The organism is Lysobacter sp. ESA13C (assembly GCF_019970005.1).
GTDB lineage: Bacteria > Pseudomonadota > Gammaproteobacteria > Xanthomonadales > Xanthomonadaceae > Lysobacter > Lysobacter antibioticus_B.
Genome location: NZ_JAHXYK010000005.1, coordinates 263,027 through 277,111, shown reverse-complemented (window position 1 = coordinate 277,111; position 14,085 = coordinate 263,027). Strand labels below are relative to the sequence as shown.

At 66.9% G+C, this 14,085-nt stretch carries 10 protein-coding genes; 5 read left to right on the top strand and 5 right to left on the bottom strand.

Features of this window, described 5'->3' with window-relative positions:
- Nucleotides 1–26 precede the first annotated feature (26 nt).
- The 3 genes from LC490_RS12535 to LC490_RS12525 all read left to right on the top strand — a co-directional run bounded on the left by LC490_RS12535 (nucleotide 27) and on the right by LC490_RS12525 (nucleotide 5,562).
- A complete protein-coding gene (locus LC490_RS12535; RefSeq protein WP_051885240.1) occupies nucleotides 27–1,349 on the top strand; it encodes a dicarboxylate/amino acid:cation symporter in 1,323 nt (440 codons plus the stop codon).
- Nucleotides 1,350–1,471: 122 nt separating this feature from the next.
- Nucleotides 1,472–2,674 (top strand): porin, encoded by a 1,203-nt coding sequence (locus tag LC490_RS12530; RefSeq protein WP_223620345.1) that lies wholly within the window; start codon nucleotides 1,472–1,474, stop codon nucleotides 2,672–2,674.
- Nucleotides 2,675–2,895: 221 nt separating this feature from the next.
- Entirely contained in the window at nucleotides 2,896–5,562 is a 2,667-nt protein-coding gene (locus tag LC490_RS12525; protein WP_223620497.1) for a hybrid sensor histidine kinase/response regulator, read from the top strand.
- Nucleotides 5,563–6,117: 555 nt separating this feature from the next.
- Here LC490_RS12525 and LC490_RS12520 read toward each other — a convergent pair.
- The 5 genes from LC490_RS12520 to LC490_RS12500 all read right to left on the bottom strand — a co-directional run bounded on the left by LC490_RS12520 (nucleotide 6,118) and on the right by LC490_RS12500 (nucleotide 10,711).
- On the bottom strand, nucleotides 6,118–6,786 hold the full coding sequence (locus LC490_RS12520) for a response regulator transcription factor (protein WP_223620344.1): 669 nt from the start codon (nucleotides 6,784–6,786) through the stop codon (nucleotides 6,118–6,120).
- Between the two features lie 268 nt (nucleotides 6,787–7,054).
- Entirely contained in the window at nucleotides 7,055–8,041 is a 987-nt protein-coding gene (locus LC490_RS12515) for a malate dehydrogenase (RefSeq protein ID WP_223620343.1), read from the bottom strand.
- 127 nt (nucleotides 8,042–8,168) lie between these two features.
- On the bottom strand, nucleotides 8,169–8,546 hold the full coding sequence (locus tag LC490_RS12510) for a glutaredoxin domain-containing protein (protein WP_031373214.1): 378 nt from the start codon (nucleotides 8,544–8,546) through the stop codon (nucleotides 8,169–8,171).
- Between the two features lie 44 nt (nucleotides 8,547–8,590).
- Nucleotides 8,591–9,796, bottom strand: coding sequence for an aminotransferase class I/II-fold pyridoxal phosphate-dependent enzyme (locus LC490_RS12505; protein ID WP_031373213.1), 1,206 nt, complete (start codon nucleotides 9,794–9,796; stop codon nucleotides 8,591–8,593).
- Nucleotides 9,797–10,204: 408 nt separating this feature from the next.
- Nucleotides 10,205–10,711, bottom strand: a complete 507-nt coding sequence (locus LC490_RS12500; RefSeq protein WP_031373212.1) for a peptidylprolyl isomerase — start codon at nucleotides 10,709–10,711, stop codon at nucleotides 10,205–10,207.
- 365 nt (nucleotides 10,712–11,076) lie between these two features.
- Between LC490_RS12500 and typA the strand changes: the two genes are divergently transcribed.
- Complete coding sequence (gene typA / locus LC490_RS12495; RefSeq protein WP_031373211.1) at nucleotides 11,077–12,906, top strand: translational GTPase TypA; 1,830 nt, start codon at nucleotides 11,077–11,079, stop codon at nucleotides 12,904–12,906.
- A 363-nt stretch (nucleotides 12,907–13,269) separates the two neighbouring features.
- Nucleotides 13,270–13,743 carry a DUF2127 domain-containing protein gene (locus LC490_RS12490; RefSeq protein ID WP_223620342.1) on the top strand — a complete coding sequence of 158 codons (474 nt, stop codon included), beginning with the start codon at nucleotides 13,270–13,272 and terminating at the stop codon, nucleotides 13,741–13,743.
- The last annotated feature ends 342 nt before the right edge of the window (nucleotides 13,744–14,085 follow it).

The window sequence follows — 14,085 nt, the reverse complement described above, 5'->3', positions numbered from 1 at the left end:
ACTCGTTCCTCGCCTGAGTACCCGCCATGAAAAAGTCCGGCTCGCGTTTCTACCTCTGGGTGCTCGGCGCCATTCTCCTGGGCGGCGTGGTCGGCCACTTCTTCCCGGACTTCGCGGTCAAGCTCAAACCGCTCGGCGATGGCTTCATCTCGCTGATCAAGATGCTGATCGCGCCGATCATCTTCCTGACCGTGGTGCTCGGCATCGCCGGCGTCTCCGACGTCAAGAAGGTCGGCCGCGTCGGCGTGAAGGCCATCCTCTATTTCGAGGTCGTCTCGACGATCGCTTTGGTGATCGGCCTGATCGTGGTCAACACGCTCAAGCCCGGCGCGGGCTTCAACGCCGATCCGGCCACCCTGGATGCGAGCGCGGTCGAGAAATACGCCGCCGCGGCCAAGGACCAGAGCACGGTCGAGTTCCTCCTGCACATCATTCCCAAGACCTTCACCGATGCCTTTACCGGCAACGGCGACCTGTTGCAGGTGCTGCTGCTCGCGGTGCTGTTCGGCTTCGCCCTGCTGCACATCGGCAAGACCGGCGAGAAAATCGTCGATCTGTTCGAGTCGGTGTCGAAGGTGTTCTTCGGCATGATGAGCATGATCATGAAGCTGGCCCCGATCGGCGCCGGCGCGGCGATGGCCTTCACCATCGGCAAGTACGGCGTCGACTCGCTGGGCCCGCTGGCGCGCCTGATGGGCAGCTTCTACCTGACCTGCGCGGTGTTCATCCTGGTCGTGCTCGGCACCATCGCCTACTTCACCGGCTTCAGCATCCTGCGCTTCATCCGCTACATCCGCGACGAACTGCTGCTGGTGCTCGGCACCTCGTCGTCGGAGTCGGCACTGGTACCGCTGATGCGCAAGCTCGAACGCCTGGGTTGTTCCAAGCCGGTGGTCGGCCTGGTGGTGCCGAGCGGATATTCCTTCAACCTCGACGGCACCAACATCTACCTGACGATGGCGACGATCTTCATCGCCCAGGCGCTGAACGTCGACCTGACCCTGACCCAGGAACTGACCCTGCTCGCGGTGGCGATGCTGACCTCGAAGGGCGCCTCCGGCGTCACCGGCGCCGGCTTCATCACCCTCGCCGCGACCCTGACCGTGGTGCCGGCGGTGCCGGTCGCGGGTCTGGCGCTGATCCTCGGCATCGACCGCTTCATGAGCGAGGCGCGCGCTTTGACCAACTTCATCGGCAACGGCGTCGCCACCATCGTGGTGGCGCGCTGGGAGAACGAGCTCGATCGCGACAAACTCAACCATGAGCTGCTCAACCCGCCGAGCGCGGTCGAACTCGACGCCGCCCTGCCCTCGGACACGCACGCGCCGCTGGCCGACAAGATCGCCTGAGCCCTCCGTAACGCCCGCTTAGCGACACCCCCTCCCTTAGCCATCGCCGCAGCCGGACGCATCGCGTCCGGCACGGCACGCTGCTGCCAGGACGGCTGCTGCACGACCCTGGAGCCCGCCCGATGCCGCGTCCCGATCGTCTCGCCCTCGCCTTGTCCGCCGTGTTGTTGTCGTCCGCCTCGTGCATCGCCCAGGCCGCCGGCTTCGACGATTGGCCTACCAAGTACAGCTTCGGCAACGGCACCGAGTTGTCGGCCACCGGCAATTTCGCCTACGACGTGGTCGACTTTTCCGGCGACCGCGGCTACGGCACCGCGGCGACCGCGCTCGGCGACGACGGCCACTACCGTCGCCGCGAATTCGGCATCGGCCTGAAGAAAAAAGATGTCTACGATTTCACCGCGGTCATGGATTTCGAGTCCAAGCTCTGGCTCGACGTCGCCCTGCGCCTGGAAACCAAGGCGCTGTTCGGCGCCGACTACGGCAAGCTACGGGTCGGCTATTTCAAGACCCCGGTCAGCATGGAAAGCGTCGCGGCCTCGCGCACGGGCAGCATGATGGAACTGTCGGCGGCCTCGCAGGCGATGTTCCAGGGCCGCCGCACCGGCGTGGAGTGGTCGCTGGAACGGCCGCGCTATGCCGTGAGCACGGCCTACTTCTTCGGTCACGACCTGCAGGGCGACAACCCCGGCACCACCGCCGCGGCGCGCGCGGTGTGGACGCCGGTCAAGGACAAGAACCGCGTCGTGCATCTGGGCCTGACCGGCTCGGTCGAGAACCCGCACGGCTTCCGCGACGGACGCGGCGCCTACTTCGGCCCGTCGGCGCGGTTCCGTGCGCGCCCGGAGAATGGACTGACGCCGGTGCGCCTGGTCGACTCGGGCAGCCTGCGCAACACCGACCGCATCGTGCGCAACGGCCTGGAAGCGCTGTGGATCGACGGCCCCTGGTCGGTGCAGGCCGAGTACCTGCGCGCCAGCGCCGAACGCGAAAACGGCGCGCGCGATTTCACCGCCCACGGTTATTACGTGACCGGCAGTTGGGTGCTGACCGGCGAATCCCGCCCCTACAGCAACAACAACGTCGCCAACATCAAACCGGCGCACGGCTATGGCGCGGTGGAACTGCTCGCGCGTTACGGCGAACTCGACCTCGACGACGGCGGCATCGCCGGCGGGCGCCAGCGCGACCTGACCCTCGGCGTGAACTGGTACCTGACCACGCACTTCAAGTTCCAGGCCAATTACGTGCGCATGTCGGCCGACAAGGGTGTGTTGTCGGCCGACCCAGACGTGCTGGAGCTGCGGGCGCAGGTGCATTTTTGAGTCTCGTGTGACCATCGTCGCGCAGTAGTTGCTTTGACGCGGTCGCGGCTCGCGCCGCTCCTACCCCTTAAGAGCGCGCCGCTTTGGGTAGGAGCGACGTCCTACTGGATTTGCTGCGGTCACCAGTCGCGACCGCGAACCCTCGACACCCGGCGCCACTGCGGCCCTCGGCCCAAACCGGTTAGTCTTGCACCGAGGCCTCAACGAGCCCCGCCCCCGTGATTCCCCGCCCTCGCCAGCTCAAGACCGCGCTCTGGATCGCCGCGATCCTGGCCGTGCTGTTGCTGGCGATGCTGATCGCCGGGCGCGTGGCCTATACCCGGGCGCTGCAACGCCAGGCCGCCGAGGCGCGGGTCCTGCTCGATCAACGCGCCCAGGTCATCGAACAGCACATCGACCGCTACCGGATCATGCCGGCGGTGCTGTCGCTCGATCCGCAACTGCGCGCCACCCTCGCCAACCCGGACGACAAGCTGCAACGCCAGCGCGCCAACGAACGTCTGGTCCAGCTCAATTTCGCCAACCGCACCAGCACCCTGACCCTGATCGACGGCAACGGCATCGGCATCGCCGCGAGCAACTGGGCGGGGTCGAACAGCAACGTCGGCCATTCCTATGCCTTCCGCCCTTATTTCCAGCAGGCGATGACCGAAGGCACCGGCGAGTTCTATGCGATCGGCGTGACCACCCACGTGCCCGGCCATTTCATCGCCCGCGCCATCCACGACGAGCGCGGCGGCGCGGTCGGCGCGGTCGCGGTCAAGGTCGAACTCGAAGACATCCGTTCGGACTGGAGCGAGCGCGGCGACCTGGTCTTGCTCAGCGACGCTAACGCCGTGGTGTTCCTGAGCGCGACGCCGCAGTGGCGCTACCGCATGCTGGAGCCGCCGACACCGGCGCAACGCCGCGAACTGCAACTGACCCGCCAATACCAAGGACAGCCCTTGCGCCTGGCCTCGATCCGGCTCGAACGCGACATCGGCGGCGGCGCGCGCGTGGTGCGCCTGCGCGACCCGGCGATGCGCGAGCCGATGCTGTGGCAATCGCTGCACCTGCCGCGCGAAAACTGGACCCTGCACCTGCTGCGCGACACCACGCCGAGCCTGCGCACCGCCTGGATCGCGCGCGCGGTCGCCGCCGGCGGCTGGTTGCTGCTGGTCTCGCTGGCCCTGCTGATCCTGCAGCGTCACCGCATCGCGACGCTACGCCTGCGCAGCCGGCAGGAACTGGAAAAGATGGTCGAGCACCACGCCGAGGCCTTGCGCACGGCGCAGGACGGCGTGGTCCAGGCCGCGCGCCAGGCCAGCCTCGGCGAAGGCCACAGCCTGGAGCATTTGCCGCAGGGCGTCAGCGTGGTCGATTCGCAACTGCGCCTGGTCGCCTGGAACCAGCGTTACGCCGAGCTGTTCCGCTACCCGCCCGAGCTGCTGCAGGTCGGGCGGCCGATCGAGGACCTGATCCGCTACAACGCCCGCCGCGGCCTGCTCGGCAGCGATCCCGAAGAGGCGATCCGCCGCCGCCTCGATCACCTGCAACGCGGCCAGCCGTACCTGCACGAACGCGAGCGCCCCGACGGCACCGTCATCGAGATCCGCGGCAACCCGATGCCGGACGGCGGCTTCGTCACCAGCTACGCCGACATCACCGCCTACAAACAGGCCGCGCGCGATCTGCGCACGCTCGCCGACAGCCTCGAACGCGGCATCGAACAACGCACCAGCGACCTGCAGACCGCCAAGGGCGAGGCCGAACGCGCCAACCGCTCCAAGACCCGCTTCGTCGCCGCGGCCGTGCACGACTTGTTGCAGCCCTTGAACGCGGCGCGCATGTATCTGTCGTCGCTGCGCCGGCGCGTCGATGCCGAGGGCATCGAACTCACCGACCACATCGAGGCCGCGCTGGCGGCGCAGGACGACATCTTGTCGAGCCTGCTCGACATCTCGCGCCTGGAATCGGGCGCGCTCGAAGTGCGCCGTGGCGCCCTGCCCTTGGCGCGCGTGTTCGCCACCATCGACAGTCAGTTCCGCATCCTGGCCGAGTCGCGCGGCTTGCGCCTGCACTGCATCGCCTCCAGCGCCGTGGTCGACAGCGACGAAGTGCTGTTGCGCCGGATCGTGCAGAACTTCCTCTCCAACGCCTTGCAGTTCACTCCGCGCGATGGCCGCATCGTGCTCGGCGCGCGGCGCCTGGACGATAGCCTGCGCATCGAGGTCTGGGATACCGGCCCCGGCATTCCGGCCAACAAACTCGAACTGATCTTCGAGGAATTCCAGCGCCTCGACCTCGGCATCGAAGCGCCGGCGCGCGGCGCCGGGCTCGGTCTGGCGATCGTACGTCGCGTCGCCCAACTGCTCGACCACCGCATCGCGGTGCGTTCGTGGCCCGGCCGCGGCAGCGTGTTCTCGGTGGAAGTGCCGTATGCGGCCACCCAAGCCGAACCGGCTGCGGCCGCCGCTTCGGACCAAGCCCACGACAGCGATGCCGTATCCGATTTCGACCCGTTGTTGCGCGGCCGCCGCGTGTGGGTGGTCGACGACGATCTGCATTCTCGACACGCCGCGCAACGGCTACTCAGCGATTGGGGCTGCCGCGTCGACACCGCCGCCGACGCGGCCGGCGCCCTGCACATGGCCGCGTCGCGGGCCATGCCCGAACTGTTGCTGCTCGATTATCGCCTGGGCGAAAGCACCGGCTTCGAGCTGGCCCTCCAACTCGAAGCCGAGTGGGAGCGCATGCCGCCGGTGGTGCTGATGTCGGCCGACGCCGACCCCACTCTGCGCCCGCGCGCAGCCGAACGCGGCTGGAGCTTCCTGCCCAAACCGCTCAAACCGGCCGCACTGCGCGCGCTGTCGATGCGCTTGTTGGGACGCGGTGCGGTTGAGGGATAGCGGTTGCGTATTCGGAGCAAGCCTTAGTCAGAGACAAGGCACTGCGCTGCTTTGCTTGAGCGTTGGCCGCAAAGCCAAAGCAAATCCCCCCCTGCCCCCCCCTTTTTCAAAGGGGGGAACTGCACGGCTGCCTTGTCGCGTTGTCGGCCGTGCAAGATCCCAGCTCGTAACGAAGTTGCCGACCGGAATAATCGCCCCCTTTGACAGAGGGGGCTGCGCCCTGCGCCCCCCGAGGCCCGGGTTCGATTCCAATGGCGCGAGAGATTTGCTTTGACGTTCGCCGTAAAGCCCAAGCCCCCTCTGCCCCCTTTTTCAAAGGAGGGAACTGCACGGCTGCCTTGTCGCGTTGTCGGCCGTGCAAGATCCCAGCACGTAACGAGGTTGCCGACCGGAATAATCGCCCCCTTTGACAAAGGGGGCTGCGCCCTGCGCCATCACGAGGCCTGAGTTCGATTCCAATGGCGCGGGGGATTTGCTTTAGCGCTCACTGCAAAGCCAAAGCCCCCTCCCTTTTGCAAAGGGGGGAACTGCACATGAGCTCTGGCGCCCTCTTCGCTACTGCGCCGTCGAGCCGTGCAAGTCCGCGCCTTCGTCTTCCAGCGACAGCCCCTTCACCAGCACCGCCGCCTGGGTGCGCGAGTGGCAGCCGAGTTTGCGCAGGATCGCGGTGACGTGGATCTTCACCGTGTTTTCGGCCAGCGACAGTTCGTAGGCGATCTGTTTGTTGAGCAGGCCATCGGCGAGACGCATCAAGACGCGCAGTTGCTGCGGCGTCAGCAGGGCAAGACGGTCGGCGAGTTGCGCATCGTGTTCGTCGCGTTCGGCCTTCTGCGCCGGAAACCAGACATCGCCGGCCAGCACCGCCTTGACCGCTTCGCCGAGCACCGTGGTCGGCGCCGACTTGGGTACGAAGGCGGCGGCGCCGAACTGCTGGGCACGACGGATCGTACGCGGGTGTTCGTTGGAGGAAATGATCACCACCGGCAACTCGGGCCGCTCGCCGCGTGCGTATACCAGCGAGGAGAAACCCATCGCGCCGGGCATCATCAGGTCGAGCATGGCGAGGTCGAACTCCTCGCCGCTGGCGATGGCCGCTTCGAGCGCGCTCTGGCTCGACACCTCGACGATGCTGGCGCCCGGCGCGATCTCGCCGAGCGCATAACGCAGCGCCGCCCGGAACATCGGGTGGTCGTCGGCAATCAACAGGCGCAGGGTCTCGCTCATCGGACTGGGGTCCCCTCGGACTTCGGAGCGGGATCGATGCTACACGCTCGCGGCCGGTTCGGCGGCAGAGGGCCCGGCCCCTTTCGACCAAGGGGAAAACGCCTGGGGCGCTGCGCAATGGGCCGACGACGCGAGCCGCCATCGCGATGCGTCGGCGAAACACGGGGCGATCGCCGCGGAGAGGGATCGGGGCATCCGGCGATCCAGCCCCCAAACGAAAACGGGGCGGCCAAGGCCGCCCCGTTCATGCATCGCGATCGCGCGGCGATCAGCCCAGCAGGTGGGCCACGCCGGCGCGCTCTTCTTCGAGCTCGGCCAGGGTCTTGTCCATGCGCTCGCGGCTGAAGGCGTCGATTTCGAGGCCTTCCACGCGGGTGTATTCGCCGTTCGCGGTGATCACCGGCACGCCGTACATCACGCCTTCCGGGATGCCGTAGCTGCCGTCGGACGGCACGCCCATGGTCACCCACTTGCCGTTGCTGCCGAGCACCCAGTCGCGGATGTGGTCGATCGCGGCGTTGGCCGCCGAGGCCGCCGAGGACAGGCCGCGCGCTTCGATGATCGCCGCGCCGCGCTTGCCGACGGTCGGGATGAAGCTGTCGGCGTTCCAGGCGGCGTCGTTGATCTTGTCCTTCAGCGACACGCCGCCGGCCTTGGCGAAGCGGTAGTCCGGGTACATGGTCGGGCTGTGGTTGCCCCACACGATCAGGCTGTCGATGTCGCCCACGGCGACGCCGGCCTTGGCGGCGAGCTGGCTCAGCGCGCGGTTGTGGTCCAGGCGCAACATGGCGGTGAAGTTCTTCGCCGGCAGGTCCGGAGCCGACTTCATCGCGATGTAGGCGTTGGTGTTGGCCGGGTTGCCGACCACCAGCACCTTGACGTCGCGCGAAGCGACCTTGTTCAGCGCCGCGCCCTGGGCGGTGAAGATCTTGGCGTTTTCCAGCAGCAGGTCCTTGCGCTCCATGCCCGGGCCGCGCGGACGCGCGCCGACCAGCAGGGCCACGTCGGCGTCCTTGAACGCGACTTCGGCGTCGTCGGTGCCGATCACGCCGGCCAACAGCGGAAACGCGCAGTCCTCGAGCTCCATGATCACGCCCTTCAGCGCGGCCTGAGCTTTTTCGAGCGGCAGTTCGAGCAACTGCAGGATGACGGGCTGGTCCTTGCCGAGCATTTCGCCGGAGGCGATGCGGAACAGCAGCGAGTAGCCGATCTGGCCGGCAGCACCGGTGACGGCAACGCGGACGGGGGTCTTCATCGGGGTGTTTCCTTCGCTAGTTGATCGATGGTGCGGGCGCGGGGGCCCGCCAAGGTGATCGTGAATGAGGATGCGAAAGCGCCTAGCGCTTTCAAATTCGATAGCTGCGCCAAGCGCTCCAGGCGCTTCAGAGTCGATAGCCCAGCGGTTTCAGCCGGTCCTTGATCTCGTCCATGTCGTAGCCGTAGACGATCTCCTGGCCGACGATGGTCACCGGCACGCCACGCGCGCCGACCGCGCTCATGGCGCGCTGGCCGGCGGGCGTGTCGATGTCGATGATGCTGTAGCGCACGTCGGCGAGTTCGAAATCCTTGCGCAGCTTTTCGCAGTAGCCGCACCACTCCGCGGCCAGCATCACGATGCGCTTGTCGCCGGTCTGGTGACGCGGGTCGTCGGGTTTCAGTTCTGCCTGGCGCGTGGCGAACCAGGCGGTATCGCCCTTGTAGGCCAGCGCATACGCGCCACCGGCCAGACCCAGGATCAGCAGGACGGTGAGTACGCGCATGCGAGGCTTTCCTTGGCTACGTCAGTGATGGGACTTCGCCGGGCTCAGACGAGCTCGGCGAAGAACTCCTGGAACCGCTGCAGGCCCGGAGCGAGCTGCGGCGTCGGGCAGGTGTAGCTGATGCGCAGCGCCCGCGGCTCGCCGAACGCCGAACCCGGCACGCAGGCGACGCCCTTGGTTTCCAGCAGCGCGCTGCAGAAATCCATGTCGTTGCCGATCTTCAGGCCGCTCGGCGCATGGGTCTTGCCGAAGGCGACGCTGATGTCCGGGAACACGTAGAACGCACCCTGCGGACGCGGGCAAACCACGCCCGGAATGGCGTTCATCACCGCCATGACCTGGTCGCGCTTGGCCTGGAACTCGGCGCATTTCTGCGTCGGCACGTCCTGCGGGCCCGACAGCGCGGCGACCGCGGCGGCGGTGACGACTTCCGGCACGTTGGTGATGTGGTTGGAGTTCATCGTGGTCACGGCCTGGGCGACCGATTCCGGTCCGGCCATGAAGCCCACGCGCCAACCCGGCATGCCGTAGGTCTTGGACAGCGAGTCGATGAAGATCACGCGGTCGCGCAGTTCCGGACGGGCATGGACGAAGTTGTGGTAGCCCAGGCCGTCGAACACCATGCGGTTGTAGATGTCGTCGGTGATGATCCAGGTGTCGGGATACTTCGCCACGACGTCGGCCAGCGCGTCGATTTCTTCCTTCCCGTAGACCATGCCGGTCGGGTTGGACGGGTTGTTGAACAAGAACACCTTCGGCTTCTTCGCCAGTGCGGCGTCGAGCTGGGCGGGGGTGAGCTTGTAGTCCTGCGAAGCCGGGCACGGCAGCAGGTCGATCTGGGCGTTGACGATCTCGGCGATGTCGAGATAGCTGGTCCAGTACGGGGTCGGGAACGCGATCGTGTCGCCTTCGTCGAGCAGCGCTTCGGCGATGTTGTAGATCACGTGCTTGGCGCCGATGCCGGTGGCGACGTTGACGCGGCCGTAGCCGGTCAGGCCGATCTTGCTCATGTGCTCGATGAAGGCATCCAGCAAGGCGTCGGCGCCGCGGTTGCTGCCGTACTGGCCGCTGTCTTTGGCCAGCGCATCGCGCACGGCGGCGTAGACATGGTCGCCGGGCAGAAAGTTGGGAACGCCGATCGAAAAGCTGATGATGTCGCGGCCTTCGGCTTTGAGCCGCTTGGCCTTTTCGGCAACCTGCATGATCGCGCTGGGCTTGGCGCGACCGATGCGCCGGGCGAGCTGGGGCATCGTCTTGAACCTCGTGGGGTGGTGTACGACGGAGCTGGTGCGGGAGAGGAGCGTGCGCGAGACGGCAGTGGCGGCGCGTCGGCGCGCCCGGCAGCTGAAGAACAGTGCTCCGGAAACGCCTGCCGGAACCACTGGTTCGAGCCGCAAAATGGTAGCACAGCGTCGCCGCCGCGCCGGCTTCGACCAGGCCTGTTTACGCGCCCGGATCGGCGTCTTCGCCGCCGTTCGCGGTGCCCGATCGGCCGCGCCGCTTTGCCGGGGCGGCCGCTTCGGCGCGGCCCTGGCGCGGCCGCCGCGGCGGATGCCGGCGGCGGCGCTGCAGAAACGAAAAGACGGCCTTGCGGCCGTCTTTCGTGTCCTGCCTTGGCAGCGATGGCTGCGACGGTGGCCGCCGCAGCCCGCCAGGCCTCAGGCGCGGGCGTTCTCGTCGAGGACCTTGTTCCAGTCGGCGACGCGCTCGGCCTTGGCGGCCAGGGCGCCGGCGACGTCGCCTTCGATCTTGACCGACTTGATCTTGTCGCCCTGCTTGACCGCATCGACCACGTCCAGGCCTTCGAGGACCTTGCCGAACACGGTGTGCTTGCCGTCGAGCCAGTCGCAGACGATGTGGGTGATGAAGAACTGGCTGCCGTTGGTGCCCGGGCCGGCGTTCGCCATCGACAGCACGCCGCGCTGGTGGCCCAGGCCGTTACGGGTCTCGTCTTCGAAACGATAGCCGGGGCCGCCGGTGCCGGTGCCCTGCGGACAGCCGCCCTGGATCATGAAGTTCGGGATCACGCGGTGGAAGTTCAGGCCGTCGTAGAAGCCGCGCTGGGCCAGATTGACGAAGTTGGCGACGGTCAGCGGCGCCTTGTCGGCGGCGAGTTCGACGCGGATCGGGCCGCGGTCGGTGTCGAAAGTGGCGATCAGGCTCATACAGCGGACTCCAGATGGTGCGAGGGGATGGGACAACGGACGTTCGGCAGCCGACATGGCGGCGCCCGGGGCCATCCACAAGGGTACCCGATGGGCGATTCGGGCCGGTCCGCGACGAACCGCGCGCGGCCGCGCCCACGGCAGCCGGCGGCGCCCGGCCCAGCTTGGGACAGTCAGCACGGGCCGCGGGGAAAACCGCGCCCGAGGCCTGCGCCCCGGGGCCTGCCCGGCCCGGATCGCCCTGCCCTGTTCATAAAACTGGCCCGCAGGCGAATAAATCCTCGCCCCGCAGGCACTTGCCATGTTTGCCCGCTATAATGATCGGCTTACTTCCTCAGCTATAGCGCCTTCCGGCGTCCAATCGCATGTCCATCGAACGCCTGCGCAATATCGCCATCGTCGCCCACGTCGACCATGGCAAGACCACCCTCGTCGACTGCCTGCTCAAGCAGTCGGGCACCCTGTCCGAACGCACGGTGCTGGCCGAGCGCGCGATGGACAGCAACGACCAGGAAAAGGAACGTGGCATCACGATCCTGGCCAAGAACACTGCCATCACCTGGCAGGGCAACCGCATCAACATCGTCGACACCCCAGGCCACGCCGATTTCGGCGGTGAGGTCGAGCGCGTGCTGTCGATGGTCGACTCGGTGCTGATCCTGGTCGACGCGATGGACGGCCCGATGCCGCAGACGCGCTTCGTCACCCAGAAGGCCTTCGCGATGGGCTTCAAGCCGATCGTGGTGGTCAACAAGATCGACCGCCCGGGCGCCCGTCCGGACTGGGTCATCGACCAGGTGTTCGACCTGTTCGACAAGCTCGGCGCCACCAACGAGCAACTCGACTTCCCGATCGTCTACGCCTCGGCGCTGCACGGCTACGCCAGCCTCGACGACTCCGCGCGCTCGGGCGACATGACCCCGCTGTACGAAGCGATCATGAAGCACGTGGCGCCGCCGCAGGTCGACCTCGACGGCCCGTTCCAGATGCGCATCAGCCAGCTGGACTACAGCAACTTCGTCGGCCTGATCGGCATCGGCCGCATCCAGCGCGGCAAGGTCCGCCGCAACATGCCGGTCAGCGTGATCGACCGTCACGGCAAGAAGCGCCAGGGCAAGGTCCTGCAGGTGCTCGGCTTCATGGGCCTTGAGCGTCTGGAGACCGAGGAAGCCGAGGCCGGCGATATCGTCGCCATCTCCGGCGTCGCCGAGCTGTCGATCTCCGACACCGTGTGCGCGCTCGATACCCCGGAAGCCCTGCCCGCCCTGACGGTGGACGAGCCGACCATCAGCATGACCTTCCAGGTGAACAATTCGCCGTTCGCCGGCAATAAAGAGCTCAGCGGCGGCAAGTTCCTCACCAGCCGCCAGCTGCGCGAGCGCCTGGAGCGCGAGACGCTGCACAACGTGGCGCTGAAGGTCGAGGAAGGCTCCGACCCGGACAAGTTCCTGGTCTCGGGCCGCGGCGAGCTGCACCTGTCGGTGCTGATCGAAAACATGCGCCGCGAAGGTTTCGAGCTGGCCGTGTCGCGCCCGGAAGTCATCATCAAGGAAATCGACGGCAAGCTGATGGAGCCGATCGAGCAGTTGGTGGTCGACATCGAAGAGCAGCACCAGGGCGGCGTCATGGAAAAGCTGGGCACCCGCAAGGCGCAGATGAAGAACATGGAGCCCGACGGCAAGGGTCGCGTACGCCTGGATTACATGATCCCGGCGCGTGGCCTGATCGGCTTCCAGAACGAGTTCCGCACCCTGACCCAGGGTTCGGGCCTGCTGTTCCACGTGTTCGACCATTACGGCCCGAAGGAACAGGGCGCGATCGCCAAGCGCATCAACGGCGTGATGATCGCGAATGCGCCGGGCGCCACCCCGGCCTACTCGCTGGGCCCGCTGCAGGAGCGCGGCCGCCTGTTCGCCGCCGAAGGCGACAACGTGTACGAGGGCCAGCTGATCGGTATCCACTCCAAGGACAACGATCTGACCGTCAACGCCATCAAGACCAAGCCGCTGACCAACATGCGCGCTTCGGGCAAGGACGATGCGATCCAGCTGAGCCCGGCGATCAAGTACACGCTGGAACAGGCGCTGGACTTCATCGAGGACGACGAGCTGGTCGAAGTCACCCCGAAGGAAATCCGCCTGCGCAAGAAGTTCCTCACCGAGAGCGATCGCAAGCGCGCCTCGCGCGCGGCCTGATCGCTACGAGCGCCGCCTTGTCCGCAAGGCGGCATCGCCCCAACGCTCTCCCGCCCGCGGGAGAGGCCAGGGGCCAAGGAACGCGCGCCGATGGCGCGCGTTTCGGTTTCTGCGGCCTATACCGGCACAGCCGACGGCCACGCTCGATAGCGCAGGCCGGGAACCCTGACGCACAACCGGGATCGAACGCCGCATGTCCATGCACGATCTGATCATGTCCGCTTCTATCCGGTCCGCCTCTATCCGGCCCGCCTCTATCCGGTTCGATTCCACCCGGTTCGACCCAAGCCCCTTCGATTCCTGCCGGTTCGCTTCGAACCGACACGCGCGGCCTGGCCTGCGATCCGCATCCGGCGCACTGCGATGACCTCGACCGCCCCCGATTACGACAGCGACCCCAAGGCCCATCCGGGTCTGCACCTGATCGCCGCGGTCGAAGCGATCAAGGGCCTGCTCGCCTTGTCGGCCGCGAGCGGGCTGGAACTGCTCGGCCCGGCGCCTTTGCAGCGCTGGATCGAAGAACTCATCAAACGCTTCCATCTCGATCCCGAACACGGCTCGCTGGCCTGGCTCGTGCAGGCGATCAGCCCGCACTCGGTGCACCTGGCCGCCGGCGTCGTGCTCGCTTACGGCCTGTTGCATCTGCTCGAAGCGTGGGGCCTGTGGAAGGCGAAGGCCTGGGCCTCGTGGCTCGGCTGCATCGGCGCGGCCCTGTATCTGCCGTTCGATCTCTATGCCCTCTATCGCCATCCCGGCTGGCTGGCCATTGCAGTTCTCATAATCAACGTGATCGTGGTTTGGGTTCTCGGCCGCGACCTGTTCAAGCGCCGTCACTGAGGCCGGCCCTCGCAGTTCGGCGGCGACATCCGGGCGTGCCGGAACCTGCCGCACGCACCACGATCGGGCTCGAAATCACAGGCGCCGCCCACCCGGCGGGTGTATCGTTTTGAGGTCGCGGCCCCGGCCGGACCGCATGCCGCGGCCTCCGCATCCCGGCGTGCGCGATGCAAGGCCGTGCGGACGCGCGCAAGCCATCGCCCGCGGTTCCACCGTCCCGGCAAGGCCCCACTCCCCAACGCGAGGAACCTACATGAAGACCTGGTCCAAGCCTCAGATCCGCGAAATCTCGGTCGGCTGCGAAATCAATTCGTACTCCTCCGGCGACCTGTTCTGAATCAT

Excerpts from the sequence above, each read along its gene's own strand:
- LC490_RS12535 (WP_051885240.1), top strand. The coding sequence starts at position 27 with ATGAAAAAGTCCGGCTCGCGTTTCTACCTCTGGGTGCTCGGCGCCATT.
- LC490_RS12530 (WP_223620345.1), top strand. The coding sequence starts at position 1,472 with ATGCCGCGTCCCGATCGTCTCGCCCTCGCCTTGTCCGCCGTGTTGTTG.
- LC490_RS12520 (WP_223620344.1), bottom strand. The coding sequence starts at position 6,786 with ATGAGCGAGACCCTGCGCCTGTTGATTGCCGACGACCACCCGATGTTC.
- LC490_RS12515 (WP_223620343.1), bottom strand. The coding sequence starts at position 8,041 with ATGAAGACCCCCGTCCGCGTTGCCGTCACCGGTGCTGCCGGCCAGATC.
- LC490_RS12510 (WP_031373214.1), bottom strand. The coding sequence starts at position 8,546 with ATGCGCGTACTCACCGTCCTGCTGATCCTGGGTCTGGCCGGTGGCGCG.
- LC490_RS12505 (WP_031373213.1), bottom strand. The coding sequence starts at position 9,796 with ATGCCCCAGCTCGCCCGGCGCATCGGTCGCGCCAAGCCCAGCGCGATC.
- LC490_RS12500 (WP_031373212.1), bottom strand. The coding sequence starts at position 10,711 with ATGAGCCTGATCGCCACTTTCGACACCGACCGCGGCCCGATCCGCGTC.
- typA (WP_031373211.1), top strand. The coding sequence starts at position 11,077 with ATGTCCATCGAACGCCTGCGCAATATCGCCATCGTCGCCCACGTCGAC.
- LC490_RS12490 (WP_223620342.1), top strand. The coding sequence starts at position 13,270 with ATGACCTCGACCGCCCCCGATTACGACAGCGACCCCAAGGCCCATCCG.